Raw genomic sequence first — 20,046 nt, forward strand, 5'->3', positions numbered from 1 at the left:
AAGGATACACCTGTTCCCATGTCGAACACAGAAGTTAAGCTTCTTAGCGCCGAGAGTAGTTGGGGGATCGCTCCCTGCGAGGGTAGGACGTTGCCATGCATTTTTTGGAGGATTAGCTCAGTTGGGAGAGCGTCTGCCTTACAAGCAGAGGGTCACAGGTTCGAGCCCTGTATCCTCCATTTGAGCCGTTAGCTCAGTTGGTAGAGCATCTGACTTTTAATCAGAGGGTCGACAGTTCGAGACTGTCACGGCTCATTAACCGCAAGGTTAATGAAATTGAATATTTTGGTTTCAAAAGTGTGGTAACGATGGCAAGAAGGATATACCTGTTCCCATGTCGAACACAGAAGTCAAGCTTCTTAGCGCCGAGAGTAGTTGGGGGATCGCTCCCTGCGAGGGTAGGACGTTGTCATGCATTTTGGAGGATTAGCTCAGTTGGGAGAGCGTCTGCCTTACAAGCAGAGGGTCACAGGTTCGAGCCCTGTATCCTCCATTTGAGCCGTTAGCTCAGTTGGTAGAGCATCTGACTTTTAATCAGAGGGTCGACAGTTCGAGACTGTCACGGCTCATTGTTACGGTTCAAAATTGAATATTAATTCAAAGTTTTTGTTGATTTATGTGACTTGGCATGTTATGCTATTATAGTTGTGTTAATCGTCATGCCGACTTAGCTCAGCTGGCAGAGCATCTGTCTTGTAAACAGGGGGTCGGAGGTTCGAATCCTCTAGTCGGCATTAACTGAATAATTATGCGGAAGTAGTTCAGTGGTAGAACATCACCTTGCCATGGTGGGGGTCGCGGGTTCGAATCCCGTCTTCCGCTTAGTACCATCAATAGTGTTGCCGGGGTGGCGGAATTGGCAGACGCACAGGACTTAAAATCCTGCGGTTAGTGATAACCGTACCGGTTCGATCCCGGTCCTCGGCATTATTATTATGAAGCACCCATAGCGCAATTGGATAGAGTGTCTGACTACGAATCAGAAGGTTGTAGGTTCGACTCCTACTGGGTGCATAGTACGGGAAATAGCTCAGCTTGGTAGAGCACCTGGTTTGGGACCAGGGGGTCGCAGGTTCGAATCCTGTTTTCCCGATTAAATAATCATAGATTATTTAGCAGATCGCGGTGTAGCTCAGCTGGCTAGAGCGTCCGGTTCATACCCGGGAGGTCGAGGGTTCGATTCCCCCTGCCGCGATTAGGAATAAGCGCTTGGACCTTTAGCTCAGTTGGTTAGAGCAGACGGCTCATAACCGTCCGGTCGTAGGTTCGAGCCCTACAAGGTCCATCTACTGATACTAGTGGACGTGTTCCTAGTTACATCTTACATGGAGGATTACCCAAGTCTGGCTGAAGGGAACGGTCTTGAAAACCGTCAGGTGGGTCAAACCACGCGAGAGTTCGAATCTCTCATCCTCCTTATTATCGCGGGATGGAGCAGTCTGGTAGCTCGTCGGGCTCATAACCCGAAGGTCGCAGGTTCAAACCCTGCTCCCGCAATTTGGTCCGTTGGTCTAGTTGGTTTAGGACGCCTGCCTGTCACGCAGGAGATCACGAGTTCGAGTCTCGTACGGACCGTTTCTACAAAATAAAACTTCATGGCTACAATGGCTCGGTAGCTCAGTCGGTAGAGCAATGGATTGAAGCTCCATGTGTCGGCGGTTCGATTCCGTCCCGCGCCATATCTGTGTTCATATGCGGGTATAGTTTAGTGGTAAAACCACAGCCTTCCAAGCTGTTGTCGCGAGTCCGATTCTCGTTACCCGCTTTCATGGGCCTATAGCTCAGCTGGTTTAGAGCGCACGCCTGATAAGCGTGAGGTCGATGGTTCAAGTCCATTTAGGCCCATATTTTGGAGAAGTACTCAAGTGGCTGAAGAGGCGCCCCTGCTAAGGGTGTAGATCGCGAAAGCGGTGCGAGGGTTCGAATCCCTCCTTCTCCGTTGTTTTATTTATAAATATGACCCCTTGGTCAAGTGGTTTAAGACACTGCCCTTTCACGGCAGTAACATGGGTTCGAATCCCGTAGGGGTCATTATATTATCGCGGGATGGAGCAGTCTGGTAGCTCGTCGGGCTCATAACCCGAAGGTCGCAGGTTCAAACCCTGCTCCCGCAATTGGTCCGTTGGTCTAGTTGGTTTAGGACGCCTGCCTGTCACGCAGGAGATCACGAGTTCGAGTCTCGTACGGACCGTTACAGATAACGGTTGACGCATTCAGTTGAATGCGTCTTTTTTTGCGCTAAATCCTCCTACAGCTTGGCGTAATGATCAATTATGGCAAGCATAGGAGGTACGACTGAGTTCGTCTATCAGCTTAATTGACTATCAAGCGCAATTTTTGCTACCGTATGGGCTGGCTGTGTGATTGGGAGCCAGGTGTCAAAGGTGCTGAGGTGGCTGCGTAACGGGAGGTCGGCAAGCCAACCATGGTATTTGCGAAATTTTCAACGGAATTAGCTGACGTTATGGTGCATCACCGCCTTAGGGGTACGGATAAGCAGATGCGGTATTCTGTCTGCAACGTGTGAGTAAAAGTCGCCATTTGGTAGCGGTCGGTCTAGAAAGCGGTGTTTTGGCGGTAATTTCATCATGGGCATCACTAATTCAATTGCAGGGTAGAACGTGCGTCAAATGATGAGGGGATGTAGCTATTCGAATAAGCACCCATTGAGCTGGTGGCCTTGTTCGATTCGACGTAAAACAAGCTCGAATATAGGTTAACTCAGTGGTATCCTTAAAGTTAAGGTGGTGCGCATTAAAAGGAATCGTTTCACGGGAGGGGTTTTAATGGAACTCAGGAGATCAAAAAAAGGTCGGTTAATCGCAGGTGTTTGCGGTGGAATTGCGGAATACTTCGATGTTTCCGTGGTAGCCGTACGCTTAGTTTTCTTCTTTGGTAGTGGTGTCTTTTTTTGGATCTATTTATTTTTAATGGCTAAAATACCAGAGAATGATTTTCTGGAGTAGTAAAGTGCCTAATCGTAAAACGTGAGCTAGTAGTTAAGATGACTTGCAGAGTTTCTTACAGCTCTCCAGATAGTGCTTAAAATGACGCGGTGATGCTTTTGACCTAGGTTACGCAAGCTTGATTAGGATGCCGTATTGGTTGTTAGTTAGGACGTCGTTGCTGATTGCCAAAAGTTGAGCACTCTCATCATAAGCGACTGAAGTAACTGGGGCGTATGTGGCGCCTGTGGTTAGCAAAAATGGTTACGAATTATTATAGTTTGTGACCATAAAAATTTAGCACAGTGTGTCGATAGCCTATGCGTAAAACAGTTATCAGGGTAAATAAAAAAATGGTACCGAAGAATCTAAACAAGATTTTTCGGTACCACTCTTTTTACAAATTGAGGCGATTGTGCCGCCACTTCTAAAGTAATTAAACTATGATTTTAACGAGCGCACGAACGTGTAACGACTTTCGTGGTAGTCATAGTCGGAATTAATGTACTTTGCAAACGGCTTGAAGGATTCGCTTCGTAACCAAACCGCGTATTCTGAGTCACGGTGCCAGTTAGTCACGATAACGAAGCCAGCATCGTTCTTAGTTTCCCGTAAAATACAGAAATGCTTTAAACCGTCGGGACGGTCATAATCGTGCCGGAAGCCACTAAATTTGGACGCAAATACTTTTTGTTCCTCAGTGGGGAGGTCAACGAAGATGAAACTGGTCATCCCGTGCCAATCTTCCGTTCCTTTAGCCAGGAGAACGTCATACGTTACGGGACTTGAAAATACGGTTGGTTCACCAGTCAAGTCGAGCAGCATGTAACGATCTTCGGTAGCGTTGGCTTGCATTAATAGCAAGTCGCGGTCAGCGTTTTGTTGCTGAACCATGGTTAAAATTTTTCGAGTCCCGAAGGTTGCTGAAACTTTTCCACTCATCTTAATCACTCCTTAATTATTACAATATATATTATACGTGTTTTTTAAAGCAAATGAAAACATGTTTGGTTACGCTGCCAATTTTCAATTTAACAAGTTATTCAACCGGACTTGCGATGTAAACTAATTAGCACGTTTCCGAGGATCCGACCAATAAATATAAATAATAACAATAAGAATTAGGTTAACCTTCGAACCAACGGAATCATGTGCCGTTCGTCTGGAACTGGTACCAGTAATAAATAGTTATGATTATAATAAGCATAAAAACGGTTGCTTGCAATCTAATTCCTAACAATTTGCGTTTCAAAGTCGGCTGAATTTCGATTTATAAAACAGAAAATTAATTATTGTTTATTATTTTACACACGTTTACTAGATATATTTTACAAAACCTATTCACATTTAAAACTTAAAGGGGTATAATAAATATTGTTATCAGGGTAGTAACGTTGTCGCTCTCCAAGGAGGAACCCGAATGGTTATTTTATATACCGCACCAAGTTGTACTTCATGTCGCAAAGCCAAACTTTGGTTACAAACTCATGATATTGAATTCCGTGAGCGCAACTTATTTACCGAACCACTTTCAATGGACGAAATTAAAAATATCTTGCGGTTAACGGAAACCGGGACCGAAGAAATTATTTCGACCCGCTCAAAGGCGTTCCAACAACTTAACGTGGATATTGACGATTTATCATTATCACAACTTTACGGTTTAATCAGTCGCGATCCTAGTTTGCTCAGACGACCGATCGTGTTGGATGAGAAACGGTTGCAAGTTGGCTATAATGAAGACGAAATTCGGCGCTTCTTACCACGCAAAATTCGGACAATCGAGCTATTACGGGCGCAGCAATTAGCAAATATCTAAACCGATGGATTGGCTAGTTAGGTGAACTAATTAGCCAATTCTTTTATTTTCAGATAGATTACTTTACAATGCGCTGAAATAAGTTAGAATTGTGATAGTGATTATGGCCCTTGACACTTAGAAAGGGGTGGATCTGCAATGGAGATGGAACGAATCAATGAAGATACGATTCGCGTACTCATCGGCAACGATGATCTCAATGAACGCGGGATTCGCGTTCTGGATTTACTAGGGAATCATAAGCAAATTGAAAGTTTCTTTTATAGCATCCTCGAAGAAGTTGATGTTGATCATCAATTCCAAGATAACGATGCCGTGACTTTCCAAGTTTTACCAAATCGCAACGGACTAGAATTATTTATCAGCAAAAACAGTGAAAACTTACAAGATACGATTGAGAAGGCGACCCAGTCGTCAACCCAATCGGATAATCAATCGTCACAAGACGACGTTTCGGATTACTTGAAACGTAAATTGATGCAGACTGACACGGATGACGCGGCTCAGCCTAAGGGGGTCCAATATAATACGACCCGTGATACGAATGATTTGGATCCGTATATTGAAGATCCGGATACGCCAACTAAGTCGTACGTGCTGCAGTTCAATAGTTTTGAAGACGTGATTGCGTTGGCCCAGTTCTTCCGGCCGGAGGGAATGGCGTCGAACTTGTATAAGTTCCGTGATCAGTACTACATGGAACTGGTTTTCTTTGTGGATCAGTCTTCTGCGGGCACCATTAAGGACGATTTATCAGTCGCGTTAGAATACGCGGATTTAGCAAAAATTACGGCGGACGTTTTACTGGAACACGGTGAAAAAGTCATGTCGAACGCTGCTCTAGAAACGGTGCGGCATTATTTTAAATAATGATAAAAAAATCGTGGTCGTTGGGCCACGATTTTTTTGTTCCTTTTTACGGAGTTGACCGGTAAAGGGGGGTGGTCGTATGTTGATTGCAGAAAACCACCAACAACAATTGGTTCGAGCGGAAACCGCACGGCGCTCACAGAATTACCACTGTCCGCAGTGTCACGCACCGGTTATTTTAAAACGGGGAACGACGATGATTGCTCACTTTGCCCACCAACCGAGCTTTGACTGTGCGAGTTTTTCAGAGGGCGAAACGGCCGAGCATTTGCAGGGAAAACGGCAACTGGCGGCCTGGTTTGCGCGTAGCGGTTACCGGGTGCAATTGGAAGCACCGCTACCAGCGCTTCACCAGCGACCGGATGTCCTGGTCTTTGGCGTTAACCAGCAGCCGTTGGCAATTGAATTTCAATGCGCCCCCTTATCGGTTCAGCGTTTAGCGGCACGCACGACCGGTTATCGCGAACATGGTTACCGGGTCTGGTGGTTATTGGGCCACCCGTACGCCAAGGGGGTGACCCGGCACGGTAAGGCGATTAAGTTTTTACAATTTGCCCAGAACTGGGGCTATTATATTCCCATTTGGGACGTAACCTGCGGGCGGCTAACGCTTCACTATCAACTGGCTAACGTCGATTTTAAGCCGCTGCGGTCCCGCCAAATACAGTTTACAAGCCAGGTGGCCGTACAACGGGTTTGGTGCTGGCAGCCCAGTGCGCACGTCATCGTCTCCCCAGTCACGGCAAATAGCGAAGCGGCCATTATGGCGGGGCGCTTAGGGGCTAATCACCAGCTCAGACAGTTGCAATTAGAATGTTATCAGCACGGGGGCAGTTTACAGCAGTTACCGGCCTGGGTGTGGTCGACGCAGGTACGGCCGCCGTTGTTGCGCGGATCGGGGTTCGTTTGGCAACTCGCTATTTTCTTTAAGTTGCGCCGTTGTCCAGTACGAATGAGTTCGTCCCAGTTGCGTACGTTGTTGATGACGACGTTACGTCCGTTACTCGCGGCCAACGCCTGCCTTTGGCCACCCGCATGTCATTCTGACCAGTTGATCGATGGGGTGATTAAAACGTTGGTTGCCTTTGATGTTATTCGTTGGGCCACAGATTCTTGGCAGTTACGCCCGGTGCAAGTTGCTTGGAAAAAGCACTAATTTAGAAACAATCAGTGCGGCATTCAGGACGGATTGTGGTAACCTAAGTTTATATCAAATTTAACTGGAGGGAATTACATGGTAGCAACGAAACAGCTTCCGACACGCGCGGCCGTGCCCGAAGCCTTAACTTGGGATCTGACGTTAATTTACGCAACGCAGGCCGACTATGACGCCGACGTCACCAAAATTAAGGCTGAGATTCCAACGGTGACGGCGCTAAAAGACCACTTTACCGAATCAGCCGACAACGTTTTAGCCGGAATTCAGGGGGTTTTAAGCCTGTACCGGCGGTTGGAAAAAGTTGCGGTTTACGCAAGCTTAAAGAGTGATCAGGATACGGGGAATAGCACTAACGCCGCGTTGGACGACCAAGCTAACGGTTTAACGGCGAAGGCGGCGGCCGCTACGGCCTGGTTCGAGCCGGCGTTGTTGACCCTGAGTCCCGCGCAGTTGGATCAATATTTAGACGAAAACGTGGCGCTACGGGATTATCGCCACTTACTGGATACGGTGCGCTTACAAAAGGGGCACGTCCTTTCCGAAAAAGAAGAGGCGTTACTCGCCTGTGCTAGTGATATCTTCGATTCTTCGGCTAAAACGTTTGGGGTACTCAATAACGCCGATTTTGAGTTTCCAACGGTGACCGATGAGGCGGGCAATGCGGTCAAACTCTCGCAGGGACTTTACGGCGTCTTACTGGAGTCGACCAAGCCGGCCGTTCGGCGCGAAGCTTTCGAAGCCCTGTATCAAGTGTACGGGCAGTTTCGGCGGACGTTGGCTTCGACCTTAGCCGGGCAAGTTAAAGTGCATAACTTTAGCGCCCAAGTGCACCACTATCCCGACGCCCGTACGGCCGCACTTGCTGGCAACCAGATCCCAATTTCGGTGTATGACTCGTTAGTTGATTCGGTTGACCATCACTTGGATTTATTGCACCGTTACGTCGCGTTACGCAAGGAGTTGCTGGGTTGCGACGAATTACACATGTACGACCTGTACACGCCGTTAACGGCGAAACCAGCCGTGAATTACACCTACCAGCAGGCGCAGGCTACCGCCCTCAAAGCACTGAAGGTGCTCGGGACCGACTATGTCAAGCACGTTAAGACGGCGTTTCATTCCCGCTGGATCGACGTGGTTGAAAATCAGGGTAAGCGTAGTGGGGCCTACTCGTCGGGCGTCTACGATACGGCACCGTATATTTTGTTGAACTGGCAAGATAATATCGATAACTTATACACGCTGGTTCACGAAATGGGGCACAGTATGCATTCGTACTATACGACCCATACGCAACCTTACCAGTACGGCGATTACGCCATCTTTGTGGCGGAAATTGCGTCTACGACGAACGAAAACCTGCTGACCGATTACTTCTTAGCTCACGAAACCGATCCGCAGATGCGGGCTTACGTTTTAAATTACTACCTTGACGGGTTTAAAGGGACCGTCTTCCGTCAAACTCAGTTTGCGGAATTTGAACAGTGGCTGCACGAACAGGAAGCCGCTGGACAGGCGTTAACGGCCGACCGGTTATCCGAACAGTACCTCGCGTTAAACCAACGTTATTACGGCGACGCGGTCGTAAGTGACCCCCAAATTGCGGACGAGTGGGCGCGGATTCCGCACTTTTACTATAACTATTACGTTTACCAATACGCGACCGGCTTCGCCGCTGCTTCAACACTAGCACAGCGAATTACGAGTCACGAAGCGGGGGCGGTCAAGGATTATTTGGGCTATCTGAAAGCCGGCTCATCGGCGTTCCCGATTGACGTGATGCACGCGGCCGGGGTCGACATGACCAAGCCGGATTACCTGGACGCTGCCTTTGACGTTTTTGAACAACGGTTGAATGAATTTGAACAGCTCGTGAAAGCGAACCGTTAAACGGGTTAAAAAAATAGCGTATTTCCGAAAAATCGGAAATACGCTATTTTAGTGACCAGTGATAACCGGTCTGCCTTGAATTAATGGGCAACGCCCGTAAAATAATTGCAAAAGCACTGAATTATAAAACGTGTAACTGAGCGGCTTGAAACGCCTCACAACTGGCCGCGTGCCGGGGAACGTTGTGGAACGGATCAAGCGTACCGTTGACCAGGTCGGCTAAGGTGGCGTAGTTAAAATGTTCTAACAAGACCCCGTAGTCGTACTGGTCACAATCAAACACAACGGCGGAAGAGGCTTCGGTAATGTTCATTTCTGAAGCGAGCCGCTGGTCAGCCTGGAACGCCTGCTTAGCAAGCTGGCCGTCGCGGTCTTCCATAAACATGTCCAAGTCAATCTTACAGGCCTCGGCAACGTCGCGGACCAGTTCTTCCGAGTAGTGTTGCTTGGCCTTTAGCATTGCCGATTGCATCGCAATCAAGAAGTTGCGCCCCCGCTTTTTACCTTGGAACAGCGCTGCTTTATAGTCTAGGATAACGCGGTAGAGCATTTGGGACTGACGGTTTTGTTCCTGCCAGTCATTGAGTTGGATACCCTGGTTCTTAAGTGTCCGTTGGATAACGTTGATATTTAGCAACGGTACGAATTGAAATTGAATTTGCTTGTCCGAATCGTTCGCCAAGCGTAAGACGTTCTTCTCATCTTGGACGCATTGGTTGGCTAACGGATTAACAAATAAATACACTTCTAACACGTCATGATTCCTCCACTTTCTTCATTCGCATCATAGTGCAGAATACCAAATCAACTGAGGTATTTGCAAGCTTTTCATTTCATCATTACGTCGATTCTAACCACGGCTTAATCGTTATTTGAATTAAACCTTCGAGCCTTATCATGCACTGATTTTCAAGTTTCGTAAAGTAATTTGTTCGTAATGGGGTTGTGGGCGTGCTTGTTAATGTTAATTATTGAACCGAGTAACGTTCATATCCTAATTAACCGAAATATGGTAAAATTTGTGGGGTATGGATTGAAGTGGAGGTGTCCTGATGGAGGATTGGAACCATTTTTTATTGCCTTATCAACAAGCCGTTGACGAGCTAAAAGTTAAGTTACGCGGGATGCGCAAGCAGTTTCGTGATTTGAATCAACACGAACCGATCGAATTTGTCACCGGCCGGGTCAAACCGGTTGATAGTATCAAAGAAAAAATGGTACGGCGTAAGGTTCAGGAGGACCGGCTCGAACAGGATATGCAAGATATCGCCGGACTGCGGATCATGTGTCAGTTTGTTGAGGATATTTACCAGGTCGTCGACTTACTGCGTAAACGTACCGACATGACCATCTTGGAAGAACGGGACTACATAAGTAACGAGAAACCGTCCGGGTACCGCTCGTACCACATTGTCATCGAATATCCGGTCCAACTGGTTGGCGGGGAGAAAAAAATCTTAGCTGAAATTCAAGTGCGGACGTTAGCCATGAATTTTTGGGCGACAATTGAGCACTCGTTAAATTACAAGTATCAGGGCGATTTCCCCGAAAATTTGAGTCAGCGGCTGCAACGGGCTGCTGAAGCGGCCTTTAGTTTGGATAAAGAAATGTCGGAGATCCGCGAAGAGATTCAAGAAGCCCAGAGCCTATTTTCGTATGGCAAATGGAGTCCGGACGCGGATGCGTCGTCAACGAAGGAAGATAACGATCAATGAAAGTGACCATTTTTGCGAATGGCAGTGCCAAGAGCCAACGGGTGGTGACCGAATTACACCAAAAATTAGTTGCTGCCGGGTTTGACATTGACAATCAGCACCCGGACATTGTGCTATCTGTCGGGGGCGACGGCACGTTATTGTCGGCGTTTCATCACTATAGCCAGATGGTCGATCAGGTTCGCTTTGTCGGGGTGCATACCGGGCACCTTGGGTTTTATACCGATTGGCGGGATTACGAAATTGATCAACTAGTTGACGGTTTATTGCGCGATAATGGTCAGAGCGTGACTTACCCGTTACTGTCCGTGGAAGTGACCTATGCGGATGGTGGGACGGATGCCTACCTCGCGTTAAACGAATCGACGTTGAAAAAGTTAGGCAGTACGATGGTCGTGGACGTGTACATTCAGGATGAACTGTTTGAGCGCTTTCGTGGCGACGGACTGTGTATTTCCACGCCAACCGGTTCGACGGCCTATAATAAGTCGGTCGGCGGGGCGGTGATCCACCCGCGCTTAGACGCGTTACAAATGGCGGAAATTGCCTCAATTAATAACCGCGTTTTCCGGACGTTGGGCTCACCAGTGATCGTGGCGCCGTATGAAAAAATCACGGTGCGTCCGCAGCAACAGGGGAACTTTTTGTTTACGGCCGACCAGCTTGATACCCAGCCGCGACCGATCGAGAAGATCTGCTATTCAATTGCGAACCGCCGGATTGCGTTTGCGCAACACCGGCATAACCGCTTCTGGAAGCGGGTCGGCACGTCATTTATCGGGTTAGACGAATGAGGTTTACGTGGCAAAATACTAGTTCAACGCCGATGAAGGTCAAAACCTTGCTCAGTCAACACGGGGTCACGCGCAGTTTGCTGAAAAAGGTCAAGTTTCACGGTGGCGCGATCCTGGTCAACGGGCAAGCGGTCCTAGCGATTCACATGTTGCACGGGGGCGAGACGGTCACGATGGTCACACCGGCTGAAATCGGCAACGACCACCTCGGCGTTTCCGATTTACCCATCAACATTTTATATGAGGACCGCGACTTCTTGATTGTTAATAAGCCAGCGGGGGTCGCCTCGGTGCCGGCCCACGCGTTACCGGATAATACGCTGGCTAACCGCGTTAAGGGTTATTACCGCGCCCAGGGGTACCAAAACGAAGTCGTTCATATTACGACGCGGCTGGACCGTGATACGAGTGGAATCGTGCTATTTGCCAAGCACCACTTTGCCCATTCGATTATCGACCACCAGCTAAAAGCGCACGCCATGAAGAAGATGTATTTGGCCGTGGTCGCTGGGACGATCACCGAGGACCACGGTTGGTTCGACCAACCAATCGGGCGGGCGGCCGATTCATTTATCAAACGGACGGTGACGCCAGCGGGGAAGCCATCGTTAACCGAGTACTGGGTGGTTAAACGGTTCACTGACCGGACGGTGGTCCGCGTGCGGCTACATTCGGGGCGGACCCACCAGATCAGGGTCCACTTTGCAGCGGCCGGCCACCCGTTACTGGGTGACGCACTTTACGACGGCCCGTTGGATGCTGGCATCGACCGTCAGGCGTTGCATTGTATGCAACTTCAGTTTGCCGACCCATTTCTTGGTCGGCCACTGGTGACGTTTGCGCCGTTGCCGGCGGATTTAGCACGCTTAATTGAAACTAACTAATCAAAAAGCGGGCAACTGACGCGTGGTCAGTTGCCCGCTTTAACTCTTTGTGAGTTAGTAACGGATGATTTTAGTCCCATGGGCCTGGGTGACCCCGAGTTGCTGGGTCACGGTGTCGACGTTGGCCGCCGTGATGCCGCCACCGGGTAAGATTTGGATGCGCCCGGCAGCCTGGTCGATCGTTTGCCGAATTTGATCAAGGCAGGCGGTAATCGGTTGGTCGAGTGGTCCCCCGTGGGTCAAAATACGGTCAACGCCGTGTTCAACCAACCAATCGATGGCGGTGGCCCGTTGATCGGTTGCCAGGGCGTCAAAGGCCATGTGGAACGTGACACTCATTCCGCCGGCGGCACCGACTAGTAATGCCATTGCTTCGGTATCGAGGGCTCCGGCACTAGTCAGCGCACCGAGTGCCACGCCGTCAACGCCGAGTGCTTGGGCGGACAGTAAGTCGGCTTCCATGATTTTTAGCTCGGTATCGTTATACACGAAATTACCGCCGCGTGGCCGAATCATGGCCACCAGACTAACGCCGTGCTCCTGGGTGTACTTAGCGGCTTCCGCCATGACACCCCGACTGACGGTCGTGCCGCCAACGGCTAAGTTGTCGTTGAGTTCGATCCGGTTGGCACCCGCAGCAATTGCCGCCGGGATCGCCGTGTAGTTTTCAAGTGCGACCTCTTTTAATAACATCTTCGTCATCCTTTTTGTTTAGATTAGAAACGAACGCAAACGCCTTCGGGGACGTTAACGTCTTTTTGCAGTAGGCTTAGTTTACCACTTGTTAAGTCGCGGGCAAATAATGTTGCATTGTCACTGTTCTGGTTAACGACCACGACGAATTCTTCAGTCGGGTCAAGGTCGAAGTCCCGTGGGAAATCCCCCTCAGTACTGATTTGTTGGACCAGTTTAGGCTGTTGAGTGCCAGCGACCGCAAAAACGGCTAAGCTATTGTAGCCCCGGTTGGAAACGTAAAGAAAGTGGCCGTCGTGACTTAGGCGGATGGCCGCCGCACCGTTATGCGCGGCAAAGTCCGTCGGAATCGTTTTAACAACCTGCTTAACGGTGAAAGCACCGGTTGTGGCATCGTAAGCGAGGGTCGCAACCTGGCTAGATAGTTCACCGGCGAGGTAGGCAGTCTGCCCATCCGGACTGAAGACTAGGTGACGGGGACCAAACCCGGGATTTAATTCGAGCACCGACTGCTCGGATAATTTTCCGGCTGAGCTAACGTTGTAAACGTAAACCCGGTCAGCGCCGAGGTCGATAACGGCTAAACGGTTATCGGGCGTCAGGTCGGTATAGTGGATGTGGGCCGCCGTCTGTTCGGGCCGCGGACCGCTACCACTGTGTTGAACCTGGTCGGTCAGTTCCAGGCCACCGTCGGCCTTGATTTTCATGACTTCGACGGTTCCCTTATGGTAATTAGCGCTGTACACCAGCTGGCGGGCTTCATCCACGGCCACGTAAGCAGGCGGCGTCCCGGGTGCAATGACGGCGTTTAGTGGCGTAGCTTGCCGGTCGGTGAGTTGCCAGGCTGCCACCCCGCCCTCATCATCCTGCTTATCAACGCTGTAAAGCCGATCCTTGGCGGAAAGGGCAAGGTAGGTCGGGTTGTCGGTGGCGACGAGTAGCCCATCGTTTGATAAGGTTTTCGCCGTCGTATCGAGGGTGCCTTGATAAATCCCCCGACTGTCTTTTTTTGTGTAAGTTCCAAATAAAACGCGTTCTTGCATGGGTGCAAAACCTCCTTGAAAGATATTTTCAGTATAGCATAATTAATCTGATTGTAAGCGATGACAAATTGGCGTGGAAGAATTAGGCTATGCTACAATTAACTTAAATAAAAAATGGATGGGAGTCCGATAATTATGGCAATTACGGCAACAGTTTCATCAATTGGTCCCAAGGCGATTAATCCAAAGGATCCGGTATTAGTTTTGTTTGATACGACCGCAACGGAAGATTTACAGCAGATCGCCATTATTCAAACGTTTACTTCCCCAGTGGAACACTTAACGTTGGAAAAGGGAAGCACCATTTCAATTGATGATCAGGCCTACACGGTCGCTTTTGCGGGTGCGTTGGTCGCCGCCAACTTGACGTCGATCGGACACGCAACGTTGTACTTTACCGAAGTACCCGCTAAGCCGATGGAAAATGGGATTTATTTAACGCCCACGGCACTGCCATCCGTGCACGAGGGTAGTATTATCTCGTACCAACCGTAAGGGGAGTGATTGATTGAAACCAGACGTGACGAGGTCGCGTGAAAAGGGCCGCCGTACGATTCGGGTGCTCGTGATTATTTTGTTGATCCTAGCGATTTTATTTTTAGGTAATCAGGTCAAGTGGATCTGGACACCGGTGCGCCAATTCTTTAGTATCGTTGGTTTTCCAATTATCTTAGCGGGGGTCCTCTATTACTTAATGAACCCGCTGGTCGACCGTTTGGAACGCAAGTACCACGTACGCCGGACCTGGACGATTATTGGCCTGTTCGTCATCATCGTCGGGCTGATCGTCTTGGGTATCGTCGCCATTATCCCGACGATTCGCGACCAAACGCTAACGATTATTAACGACTGGCCCAAATACTGGCAAAGTGCCAGTAACGAATTCGATAAGTGGTTTAATGACCCGCAGTTCAGCGTTTTCCGTGACCAACTGGAACAGTGGAATACCGACTTGAGTGCCCTAGTCAGCGGCCGCTTTTCGAAGTACCTGACCGGCACGGTTTCGTCGTTAACGAGTGTCTTTAGCACCGTAACGACCGTCATTATCGGCCTGATCACCATGCCGTTTATCTTATTCTACTTACTACGCGATGGTCACCAGTTACCACCGTATTTGGCTAAGTTCGTTCCGGCTAGGATTCGGACGAGTTTTCTAAAGATGCTCAACGAAATCAATAGTCAGGTCAGTAACTACATTCGTGGCCAATTAACGGTGGCGTTCTGCGTTGCGGTGATGTTTGCCATTGGTTATAGCATTATCGGCTTGAAGTTTGCGTTGACGCTGGGAATCGCGGCTGGCATTTTAAACCTGATCCCGTACCTCGGCTCGTTTTTAGCCATGGTACCTTCGGTGGTGATTGCCTTAGTGACGTCCCCGTGGATGCTAGTGCAAGTCCTGATTGTGTTCTTAATCGAACAAACGATTGAGGGCCGGCTGATTTCACCGTTAGTGTTGGGGAGCAGCCTGGCCATCCACCCGGTCACGATTTTGATCGTGTTGCTGGTGGCGGGGAAGATTTTCGGCCTAATGGGTGTGATCTTTGGGATTCCGGGTTACGCGATTCTAAAAGTCTTTTGGACGCACTTCTTTACGTGGTACCGTGAACATTCCGACCTTTATCAAACGGACCGGACGACTAAATCTTAATAGTGGATACAAAAATAACTGTCAGAAAACTTTCTGACAGTTATTTTTAGCTTAAAACTGAAGATTGAAATTTACCAACTGGCCTTTTTAACACCGGGAATCTGGCCCGCATGGGCGAGCCGCCGGAAATTGAGCCGTGACATGCCGAATTGACGTAAGTAGGCGTGGGGCCGGCCGTCGAGTTGGTCGCGCCGGTGAATCCGTACCGGTGAGGCGTTGCGCGGCAATTTTGCTAAGCCCGCGTAGTCGCCGGCGGCTTTCAAAGCCGCCCGTCGTTCTGCGTAACGCGCAACCGTTGCTTCAATTTTCCGTTCTTTGGCAATCTTGGATTTTTTAGCCATGTCTGAATAACTCCTTTATATAGTGGGTTTGATTATCCGCACGCAAATCAATTCAGACAAGTTTAAATGTGTTTTAGAACGGTTCTTACCTTACCACGTTCACCACGGGAAGACGATTATTTTGTTCGGCTATGGTATCATGATAGACGAGAATGACAGAAAACGGGTGAGAATGTGAAAAAAATTGAACGTGGCATGCAGTTTGTGGCGGCTAACGTTGACCGGTTTCGCTGCTTAGTTTGCGGGGCGGCCTATACGAGCGTGGCCGACCACAGCTTGCACTGTCCCAACGGTCACCAGCTCGACTTTTCCAAGAAGGGGACGCTGTACTTTTTGACCCACCAGGTACAGAGTGAATACGACGCGGACATGTTAGCCGCGCGCCGGCGGGTGTTGCAAGCTGGCTTCTTTGGCCCAATCGTAACGGCCATCAACCAGGCGCTACCGGCGACCCCACAACGAATTTTAGATATTGGGAGTGGTGAGGGGACCCCGCTCGCCCAGTTACTAGAGCAGCACGCTAACGCTGAGGACGTCGGGATTGGCTTTGATATTAGTAAGGCCGGCGTCAACTTAGCAACTCAACTGACGACCCCGGCGTATTACTGTGTGGCGGACTTAGCCCAGTTACCGTTCACGGACGACGCCTTTACGGCTATCATGGACGTATTTTCACCGTCAGCCTACGCCGAATTTGAGCGGGTGCTAGCTCCCGGTGGTCAGTTACTGAAAGTCGTGCCGAATCCGGAATATTTGGTCGAACTGCGGCACTTATTATTTGAACCGACTGACCGCCAGTATCAGTACGATAACCAACGGGTACTGGATCTTTTTCATCAGCATTATCCGACCGCGACGGTGCAACGGATTCGTTACGCTTTTGACCTGACTAACGTGGCGTTTGAGGATCTACTGGTCATGACGCCGCTACACTGGGGCGCAACGGCCGCTAGTTTGGCTGCGGCCAAGTCACAAGGGTTAGACCGGATCACCGTGGACGTCAGTCTATTAATAACAAAAAACTGATAGACCAAGCTTGCATCATCTATAAGTGGGTGTTAAGATAACCCATGAGAAATCGTTTGGTAGTTAACATCGATCAACGTCGTTGGTGACTACCGAGTTGTACTTCATTAACGTAGCGTTTCGCCGTGCCCACACCGAAATACTACGTTTTTTTAATATCAAAAATTAAAGCGCACTGAAAAATCGTTTCGGATTTTTCGATGCGCTTTTAAGTCGTTAATGATGGGTGATCGGTCGGCGACTGATTAGAATACCAATAATCAGGCCAATCAGAGCGGGAACCGTCCAACCGAGTCCCAACGCGGCTAACGGTAAACGGGCGTTTAAGCTGATTAAGAATTGGGCCCAAGTTTTGGTCGCCAGTCCCCGCGGGAGGGCGTTGACTCCGGCTAAAATGGCGGGAATCAGTGTCCAAGCGGTGGTCATGGCGAATAGCCGGCGTGAGGTCCCCAACCACGGTGAACAGACGGCCAAAATAATGAGTACGATGGCGAGCGGGTAAAGCAGCATTAAGATTGGTGTTGAATATTGAATCAACTGGGTCAACCCCGCGTTGGCCAGAATGGCCGGTAAGCCGCACGCTAAAATGATGAGCCAGCGGTAGCCGATCTTTGGAAAAATACCGTGGAGGGTTTCCCCGAACGCGCTGGTCAAGCCAATTGCGGTTTTTAAACAGGCGATGATGACGATCAAGGCGAGCAGGACGTTTCCTAACGGACCAAAATAGTAAGCGGCGATTTGGGCGAGCGTGATGCCACCATTTTCGGCCGCGGTGAACTGACCGAGACTCATGGTCCCAATCACGGCAAGTCCGGCGTAAATCAGGCCCATTAAGGACATACTGATAACGCCCGCTTTAATCGTGCCGCTGGCGATTTGAGTCGGATCATCAATCCCGAGGTCGCGGATGGCGTCAATGACGACGATGCCAAAGGCCAGTGAGGCTAACGCGTCCATCGTGTTATAGCCTTCGGTAAACCCGGTTAGGAGTGGGGCGCTAGCGTAGGCACCGCGGGCCGCGGTCTGCAAATTTCCCATTGGGCGAACTAGCGCGACCAGCATGAGTGCGCCGAGCAGGATCAAAAATAGCGGTGTGAGCCACTTACCAACGTAGGTCAAAATTTTACCGGGCCGGCGCGCCAACGCCCAGGTTGCCCCGAAGAAAAGTAGCGAAAAGAGGAGTAGGGCGAGAGTCTGATGGTTGGTCGCGATGAACGGCGCCAAGCCAATTTGAAAGGCGGTCGTGGCTAAGCGCGGCATCGCGAATAACGGCCCGAGTGTCAGGTACAAAATGACGGTGAAACCGTACGCGTACGGCCGGCTAACCCGGGCGGCCAGGTCGAAGACGCCGTTGCTGCGCGTCAGCCCCATCCCAATCACCCCGAGTAGCGGCAGGCCAATCCCGGTGATCAGCAGGCCGACAATCGCACGGCCAACGTTTTGGCCGGCTTGCTGACCGAGAAAAATTGGAAAAATCAAGTTACCAGCGCCAAAAAAGAGGCCGAATAACATCGTTCCGATGAAGAGTAAATTCCGTCCGGATAAACGGTTGTGCATGTTATCCCAACTTTCAATGTAGGTTTGATGAAGCTTGTAACTTAAAAGCTTAGCATGAAATGGCGAGAAGTTAATGAGAAGTGGCTAAAAAGTACCGGTGGGTCCGAAATTGAGCACGTCATTAACCGTCAGCTTGATTTCGATATTGCCACTGGTTTAAATCATTATCAGGACGGGTACCTATCCGCGCCGGAATCACGTATTTAGCCGCTTTAGGACTAACCGGCAAGGCGGAAAGTTGCCACTCGGACTTGACCGATTGCAGAAAAAAAGCCGTGACGTTGATCACGGCTTCTAGCTGAGCGTTAAAATTATGCCTGGTTTGCAACCGTGAAGCGGGTCTGCTGGTGGTTAGGCTGTTCGATTTCGTCTAGTACGGCAACCGCCATGGTACCGCTGGTCGTAACGGAGTCACCGGCCGCGTTGACCAGTAGCTGGTCGTCACCTAAAAGGAGGCGACTTGCGGGTCCGGCGTGAAAATCAGCGGCGGGGGAGATCCCGACCCAGTTGACGTTTTTGACGGTTTGCAGGAAGGTCAGTTCGGCCAGTTGGTTTTGGGGAACGGCGATGAAGCTAGCCGCAGCCGGATCCTTTTCCAAGTCACGCACGAACAGGTGCTGGTCGGCACCGGTCCGTAAGCTACCGGCCCCGAGAATGAAGACGAGCCGGGGGCTGGTGGTTCCGCGTAGGCGTGCAACGAGTTGGGTCGCGAGGTCGACGTGCAGGTAGGCTTGGTCTGGTGGGCAGGCCATCGCGTCAACAACCACGTCGACGGCTTGTAAGTCCTTTGTGGTGAGTGCAAAGGCGTCGGTTGCCTTAGTCGTGAGGTTGGGGTTAGTTGGTAAAGTGGCCAATTTTTCTTCGGAACGGCCAATTGCCAGGACCCGGTGCCCGCGTTGAAGGGCTTCCTTAGTGATGGCGGAACCAGCCATGCCGGTTGCGCCGATGATCATGATGTTCATTAAACGTCACTCCTTACTTTTAGTCAGTGATTAGTATAAACGAGTTGACCGGTTATTTCGAGCAATAAGCCTTTGTTAAGGGCTAGGCGCTCGTTGCTTGAACATGGTATGATAGCAAGGGAAAACTATTTCGAGATAGAGGAAGATTATTTTGACAAACCATATTGCATTATTTGAACCATTGATGCCCGCTAACACGGGTAATATTGCCCGGACCTGTGCCGGGACGGATACGGTCCTACACCTGATCGAACCCTTAGGCTTTAAGATCGATGATAAGCATTTAAAACGGGCCGGTTTGGATTACTGGGATAGTGTCGACGTTCGGATGCACGCGGACTTACCCGCGTTTATTGAAAGCATCCCAGATTTGAACCAGCTGTACTTAGTGTCGAAGTTTGCGAACCACGATTATAGTGACGTTGATTATAGTGATACTAGCAAGGACCACTACTTCTTATTTGGCAAGGAAACCACCGGCTTGCCGGAACCGTTTATGCGCCGGTACCCGGAAAAAGCCATTCGGATTCCGCAGGACGATTCGCACATTCGGGCGTTGAACCTGTCGAATTCGGCGGCGATTGTCATTTACGAAGCGTTGCGTCAGCAGGGCTTCCCGAACTTGGAACGGTCACACCAGTACGAAAACGATAAATTAAAATAACGTGGCCGGCTACCGGAACCGTTGCGCCAAAGCGCG

19 protein-coding genes, 21 tRNA genes and 2 rRNA genes are annotated in these 20,046 nt (G+C 49.8%); 35 read left to right on the plus strand and 7 right to left on the minus strand.

The window, feature by feature from the left end; translation table 11 throughout:
* The 24 genes from rrf (FFM82_RS08030) to FFM82_RS08145 all read left to right on the plus strand — a co-directional run.
* A 5S ribosomal RNA gene (gene rrf / locus FFM82_RS08030) occupies positions 1–99 on the plus strand; the annotation flags it as partial.
* Between the two features lie 7 nt (positions 100–106).
* Positions 107–179 (plus strand) — tRNA-Val (locus tag FFM82_RS08035).
* Between the two features lie 3 nt (positions 180–182).
* Positions 183–255, plus strand: a tRNA-Lys gene (locus FFM82_RS08040).
* A 43-nt stretch (positions 256–298) separates the two neighbouring features.
* A 5S ribosomal RNA gene (rrf, locus tag FFM82_RS08045) occupies positions 299–415 on the plus strand.
* A 5-nt stretch (positions 416–420) separates the two neighbouring features.
* Positions 421–493: transfer RNA gene (locus tag FFM82_RS08050), tRNA-Val, on the plus strand.
* Between the two features lie 3 nt (positions 494–496).
* Positions 497–569: transfer RNA gene (locus FFM82_RS08055), tRNA-Lys, on the plus strand.
* Positions 570–661: 92 nt separating this feature from the next.
* A tRNA-Thr gene (locus FFM82_RS08060) sits at positions 662–734 on the plus strand.
* A 16-nt stretch (positions 735–750) separates the two neighbouring features.
* A tRNA-Gly gene (locus FFM82_RS08065) sits at positions 751–822 on the plus strand.
* Positions 823–841: 19 nt separating this feature from the next.
* Positions 842–927 (plus strand) — tRNA-Leu (locus tag FFM82_RS08070).
* A gap of 13 nt (positions 928–940) precedes the next feature.
* Positions 941–1,014, plus strand: a tRNA-Arg gene (locus FFM82_RS08075).
* Positions 1,015–1,019: 5 nt separating this feature from the next.
* A tRNA-Pro gene (locus FFM82_RS08080) sits at positions 1,020–1,093 on the plus strand.
* 28 nt (positions 1,094–1,121) lie between these two features.
* A tRNA-Met gene (locus FFM82_RS08085) sits at positions 1,122–1,195 on the plus strand.
* A gap of 16 nt (positions 1,196–1,211) precedes the next feature.
* A tRNA-Ile gene (locus FFM82_RS08090) sits at positions 1,212–1,285 on the plus strand.
* Positions 1,286–1,327: 42 nt separating this feature from the next.
* Positions 1,328–1,417: transfer RNA gene (locus tag FFM82_RS08095), tRNA-Ser, on the plus strand.
* Positions 1,418–1,423: 6 nt separating this feature from the next.
* Positions 1,424–1,497, plus strand: a tRNA-Met gene (locus FFM82_RS08100).
* Positions 1,498–1,500: 3 nt separating this feature from the next.
* Positions 1,501–1,575: transfer RNA gene (locus FFM82_RS08105), tRNA-Asp, on the plus strand.
* A gap of 31 nt (positions 1,576–1,606) precedes the next feature.
* Positions 1,607–1,679 (plus strand) — tRNA-Phe (locus tag FFM82_RS08110).
* Between the two features lie 15 nt (positions 1,680–1,694).
* Positions 1,695–1,765, plus strand: a tRNA-Gly gene (locus FFM82_RS08115).
* A gap of 5 nt (positions 1,766–1,770) precedes the next feature.
* A tRNA-Ile gene (locus FFM82_RS08120) sits at positions 1,771–1,845 on the plus strand.
* A gap of 6 nt (positions 1,846–1,851) precedes the next feature.
* A tRNA-Ser gene (locus FFM82_RS08125) sits at positions 1,852–1,939 on the plus strand.
* A 19-nt stretch (positions 1,940–1,958) separates the two neighbouring features.
* Positions 1,959–2,031: transfer RNA gene (locus FFM82_RS08130), tRNA-Glu, on the plus strand.
* A 9-nt stretch (positions 2,032–2,040) separates the two neighbouring features.
* Positions 2,041–2,114: transfer RNA gene (locus FFM82_RS08135), tRNA-Met, on the plus strand.
* 2 nt (positions 2,115–2,116) lie between these two features.
* A tRNA-Asp gene (locus tag FFM82_RS08140) sits at positions 2,117–2,191 on the plus strand.
* A gap of 595 nt (positions 2,192–2,786) precedes the next feature.
* The gene (locus FFM82_RS08145; protein ID WP_137645345.1) at positions 2,787–2,966 is read left to right on the plus strand and encodes a PspC domain-containing protein; all 180 of its coding nucleotides are present in this window, start codon (positions 2,787–2,789) and stop codon (positions 2,964–2,966) included.
* Between the two features lie 420 nt (positions 2,967–3,386).
* Here the strand turns inward: FFM82_RS08145 and FFM82_RS08150 are convergent, their stop codons facing one another.
* Positions 3,387–3,887, minus strand: coding sequence for a hypothetical protein (locus FFM82_RS08150; protein WP_137645346.1), 501 nt, complete (start codon positions 3,885–3,887; stop codon positions 3,387–3,389).
* 478 nt (positions 3,888–4,365) lie between these two features.
* Between FFM82_RS08150 and spxA the strand changes: the two genes are divergently transcribed.
* The 4 genes from spxA to pepF all read left to right on the plus strand — a co-directional run bounded on the left by spxA (position 4,366) and on the right by pepF (position 8,683).
* Positions 4,366–4,764 (plus strand): transcriptional regulator SpxA, encoded by a 399-nt coding sequence (spxA, locus tag FFM82_RS08155; RefSeq protein WP_137645347.1) that lies wholly within the window; start codon positions 4,366–4,368, stop codon positions 4,762–4,764.
* A 138-nt stretch (positions 4,765–4,902) separates the two neighbouring features.
* Positions 4,903–5,634, plus strand: a complete 732-nt coding sequence (locus FFM82_RS08160; RefSeq protein ID WP_137645348.1) for an adaptor protein MecA — start codon at positions 4,903–4,905, stop codon at positions 5,632–5,634.
* A gap of 79 nt (positions 5,635–5,713) precedes the next feature.
* Entirely contained in the window at positions 5,714–6,790 is a 1,077-nt protein-coding gene (locus FFM82_RS08165) for a competence protein CoiA (RefSeq protein WP_137645349.1), read from the plus strand.
* A gap of 78 nt (positions 6,791–6,868) precedes the next feature.
* Positions 6,869–8,683: an oligoendopeptidase F gene (pepF, locus tag FFM82_RS08170; protein ID WP_137645350.1), complete on the plus strand. Its 1,815-nt coding sequence runs from the start codon at positions 6,869–6,871 to the stop codon at positions 8,681–8,683.
* A gap of 121 nt (positions 8,684–8,804) precedes the next feature.
* Here pepF and FFM82_RS08175 read toward each other — a convergent pair whose 3' ends face one another.
* A complete protein-coding gene (locus tag FFM82_RS08175) occupies positions 8,805–9,437 on the minus strand; it encodes a DsbA family protein (RefSeq protein WP_137645351.1) in 633 nt (210 codons plus the stop codon).
* Positions 9,438–9,735: 298 nt separating this feature from the next.
* Here FFM82_RS08175 and yjbM point away from each other — a divergent pair, with 298 nt between their 5' ends.
* From yjbM to FFM82_RS08190, 3 genes are read left to right on the plus strand one after another with little or no spacing between them, the layout of a single operon-like run.
* A complete protein-coding gene (yjbM, locus tag FFM82_RS08180; protein WP_137645352.1) occupies positions 9,736–10,398 on the plus strand; it encodes a GTP diphosphokinase in 663 nt (220 codons plus the stop codon).
* Positions 10,395–11,192: an NAD kinase gene (locus tag FFM82_RS08185; protein ID WP_137645353.1), complete on the plus strand. Its 798-nt coding sequence runs from the start codon at positions 10,395–10,397 to the stop codon at positions 11,190–11,192. The genes yjbM and FFM82_RS08185 overlap by 4 nt, the downstream gene beginning before the upstream one ends.
* Positions 11,189–12,076 (plus strand): RluA family pseudouridine synthase, encoded by an 888-nt coding sequence (locus tag FFM82_RS08190; RefSeq protein ID WP_137645354.1) that lies wholly within the window; start codon positions 11,189–11,191, stop codon positions 12,074–12,076. Before FFM82_RS08185 ends, FFM82_RS08190 begins: the two co-directional genes overlap by 4 nt.
* Before the next feature lie 54 nt (positions 12,077–12,130).
* Here FFM82_RS08190 and FFM82_RS08195 read toward each other — a convergent pair whose 3' ends face one another.
* Complete coding sequence (locus FFM82_RS08195; RefSeq protein WP_137645355.1) at positions 12,131–12,769, minus strand: copper homeostasis protein CutC; 639 nt, start codon at positions 12,767–12,769, stop codon at positions 12,131–12,133.
* 23 nt (positions 12,770–12,792) lie between these two features.
* On the minus strand, positions 12,793–13,812 hold the full coding sequence (locus FFM82_RS08200; RefSeq protein WP_137645356.1) for a lactonase family protein: 1,020 nt from the start codon (positions 13,810–13,812) through the stop codon (positions 12,793–12,795).
* Between the two features lie 135 nt (positions 13,813–13,947).
* Between FFM82_RS08200 and FFM82_RS08205 the strand changes: the two genes are divergently transcribed.
* Both FFM82_RS08205 and FFM82_RS08210 read left to right on the plus strand, forming a co-directional pair.
* A complete protein-coding gene (locus tag FFM82_RS08205; protein ID WP_137645357.1) occupies positions 13,948–14,307 on the plus strand; it encodes a PTS glucitol/sorbitol transporter subunit IIA in 360 nt (119 codons plus the stop codon).
* A 13-nt stretch (positions 14,308–14,320) separates the two neighbouring features.
* A complete protein-coding gene (locus FFM82_RS08210; RefSeq protein ID WP_137645358.1) occupies positions 14,321–15,460 on the plus strand; it encodes an AI-2E family transporter in 1,140 nt (379 codons plus the stop codon).
* A 71-nt stretch (positions 15,461–15,531) separates the two neighbouring features.
* On the opposite strand, the gene rpsN is transcribed toward FFM82_RS08210, so the two are convergent.
* Complete coding sequence (rpsN, locus tag FFM82_RS08215; protein ID WP_137645359.1) at positions 15,532–15,801, minus strand: 30S ribosomal protein S14; 270 nt, start codon at positions 15,799–15,801, stop codon at positions 15,532–15,534.
* A 174-nt stretch (positions 15,802–15,975) separates the two neighbouring features.
* On the opposite strand from rpsN, the gene FFM82_RS08220 reads away from it, so the two are divergent.
* Entirely contained in the window at positions 15,976–16,827 is an 852-nt protein-coding gene (locus FFM82_RS08220) for a methyltransferase domain-containing protein (RefSeq protein WP_137645360.1), read from the plus strand.
* 216 nt (positions 16,828–17,043) lie between these two features.
* Here the strand turns inward: FFM82_RS08220 and brnQ are convergent, their stop codons facing one another.
* Positions 17,044–18,384 carry a branched-chain amino acid transport system II carrier protein gene (gene brnQ, locus FFM82_RS08225; RefSeq protein ID WP_137645361.1) on the minus strand — a complete coding sequence of 447 codons (1,341 nt, stop codon included), beginning with the start codon at positions 18,382–18,384 and terminating at the stop codon, positions 17,044–17,046.
* A 311-nt stretch (positions 18,385–18,695) separates the two neighbouring features.
* Positions 18,696–19,346, minus strand: coding sequence for an NAD(P)-dependent oxidoreductase (locus tag FFM82_RS08230; RefSeq protein ID WP_137645362.1), 651 nt, complete (start codon positions 19,344–19,346; stop codon positions 18,696–18,698).
* Positions 19,347–19,497: 151 nt separating this feature from the next.
* Here FFM82_RS08230 and FFM82_RS08235 point away from each other — a divergent pair, with 151 nt between their 5' ends.
* Entirely contained in the window at positions 19,498–20,010 is a 513-nt protein-coding gene (locus tag FFM82_RS08235; RefSeq protein WP_137645363.1) for a tRNA (cytidine(34)-2'-O)-methyltransferase, read from the plus strand.
* Positions 20,011–20,046 lie beyond the last annotated feature (36 nt).

Source organism: Lactiplantibacillus plajomi (assembly GCF_005405405.1).
GTDB lineage: Bacteria > Bacillota > Bacilli > Lactobacillales > Lactobacillaceae > Lactiplantibacillus > Lactiplantibacillus plajomi.

Coding starts and splice junctions, on each gene's coding strand:
- FFM82_RS08195 (WP_137645355.1), bottom strand. CDS start 12,769: ATGTTATTAAAAGAGGTCGCACTTGAAAACTACACGGCGATCCCGGCG.
- FFM82_RS08200 (WP_137645356.1), bottom strand. CDS start 13,812: ATGCAAGAACGCGTTTTATTTGGAACTTACACAAAAAAAGACAGTCGG.
- pepF (WP_137645350.1), top strand. CDS start 6,869: ATGGTAGCAACGAAACAGCTTCCGACACGCGCGGCCGTGCCCGAAGCC.
- yjbM (WP_137645352.1), top strand. CDS start 9,736: ATGGAGGATTGGAACCATTTTTTATTGCCTTATCAACAAGCCGTTGAC.
- FFM82_RS08165 (WP_137645349.1), top strand. CDS start 5,714: ATGTTGATTGCAGAAAACCACCAACAACAATTGGTTCGAGCGGAAACC.
- FFM82_RS08190 (WP_137645354.1), top strand. CDS start 11,189: ATGAGGTTTACGTGGCAAAATACTAGTTCAACGCCGATGAAGGTCAAA.
- FFM82_RS08150 (WP_137645346.1), bottom strand. CDS start 3,887: ATGAGTGGAAAAGTTTCAGCAACCTTCGGGACTCGAAAAATTTTAACC.
- FFM82_RS08205 (WP_137645357.1), top strand. CDS start 13,948: ATGGCAATTACGGCAACAGTTTCATCAATTGGTCCCAAGGCGATTAAT.
- FFM82_RS08185 (WP_137645353.1), top strand. CDS start 10,395: ATGAAAGTGACCATTTTTGCGAATGGCAGTGCCAAGAGCCAACGGGTG.
- rpsN (WP_137645359.1), bottom strand. CDS start 15,801: ATGGCTAAAAAATCCAAGATTGCCAAAGAACGGAAAATTGAAGCAACG.
- FFM82_RS08230 (WP_137645362.1), bottom strand. CDS start 19,346: ATGAACATCATGATCATCGGCGCAACCGGCATGGCTGGTTCCGCCATC.
- FFM82_RS08160 (WP_137645348.1), top strand. CDS start 4,903: ATGGAGATGGAACGAATCAATGAAGATACGATTCGCGTACTCATCGGC.
- brnQ (WP_137645361.1), bottom strand. CDS start 18,384: ATGCACAACCGTTTATCCGGACGGAATTTACTCTTCATCGGAACGATG.
- FFM82_RS08145 (WP_137645345.1), top strand. CDS start 2,787: ATGGAACTCAGGAGATCAAAAAAAGGTCGGTTAATCGCAGGTGTTTGC.
- spxA (WP_137645347.1), top strand. CDS start 4,366: ATGGTTATTTTATATACCGCACCAAGTTGTACTTCATGTCGCAAAGCC.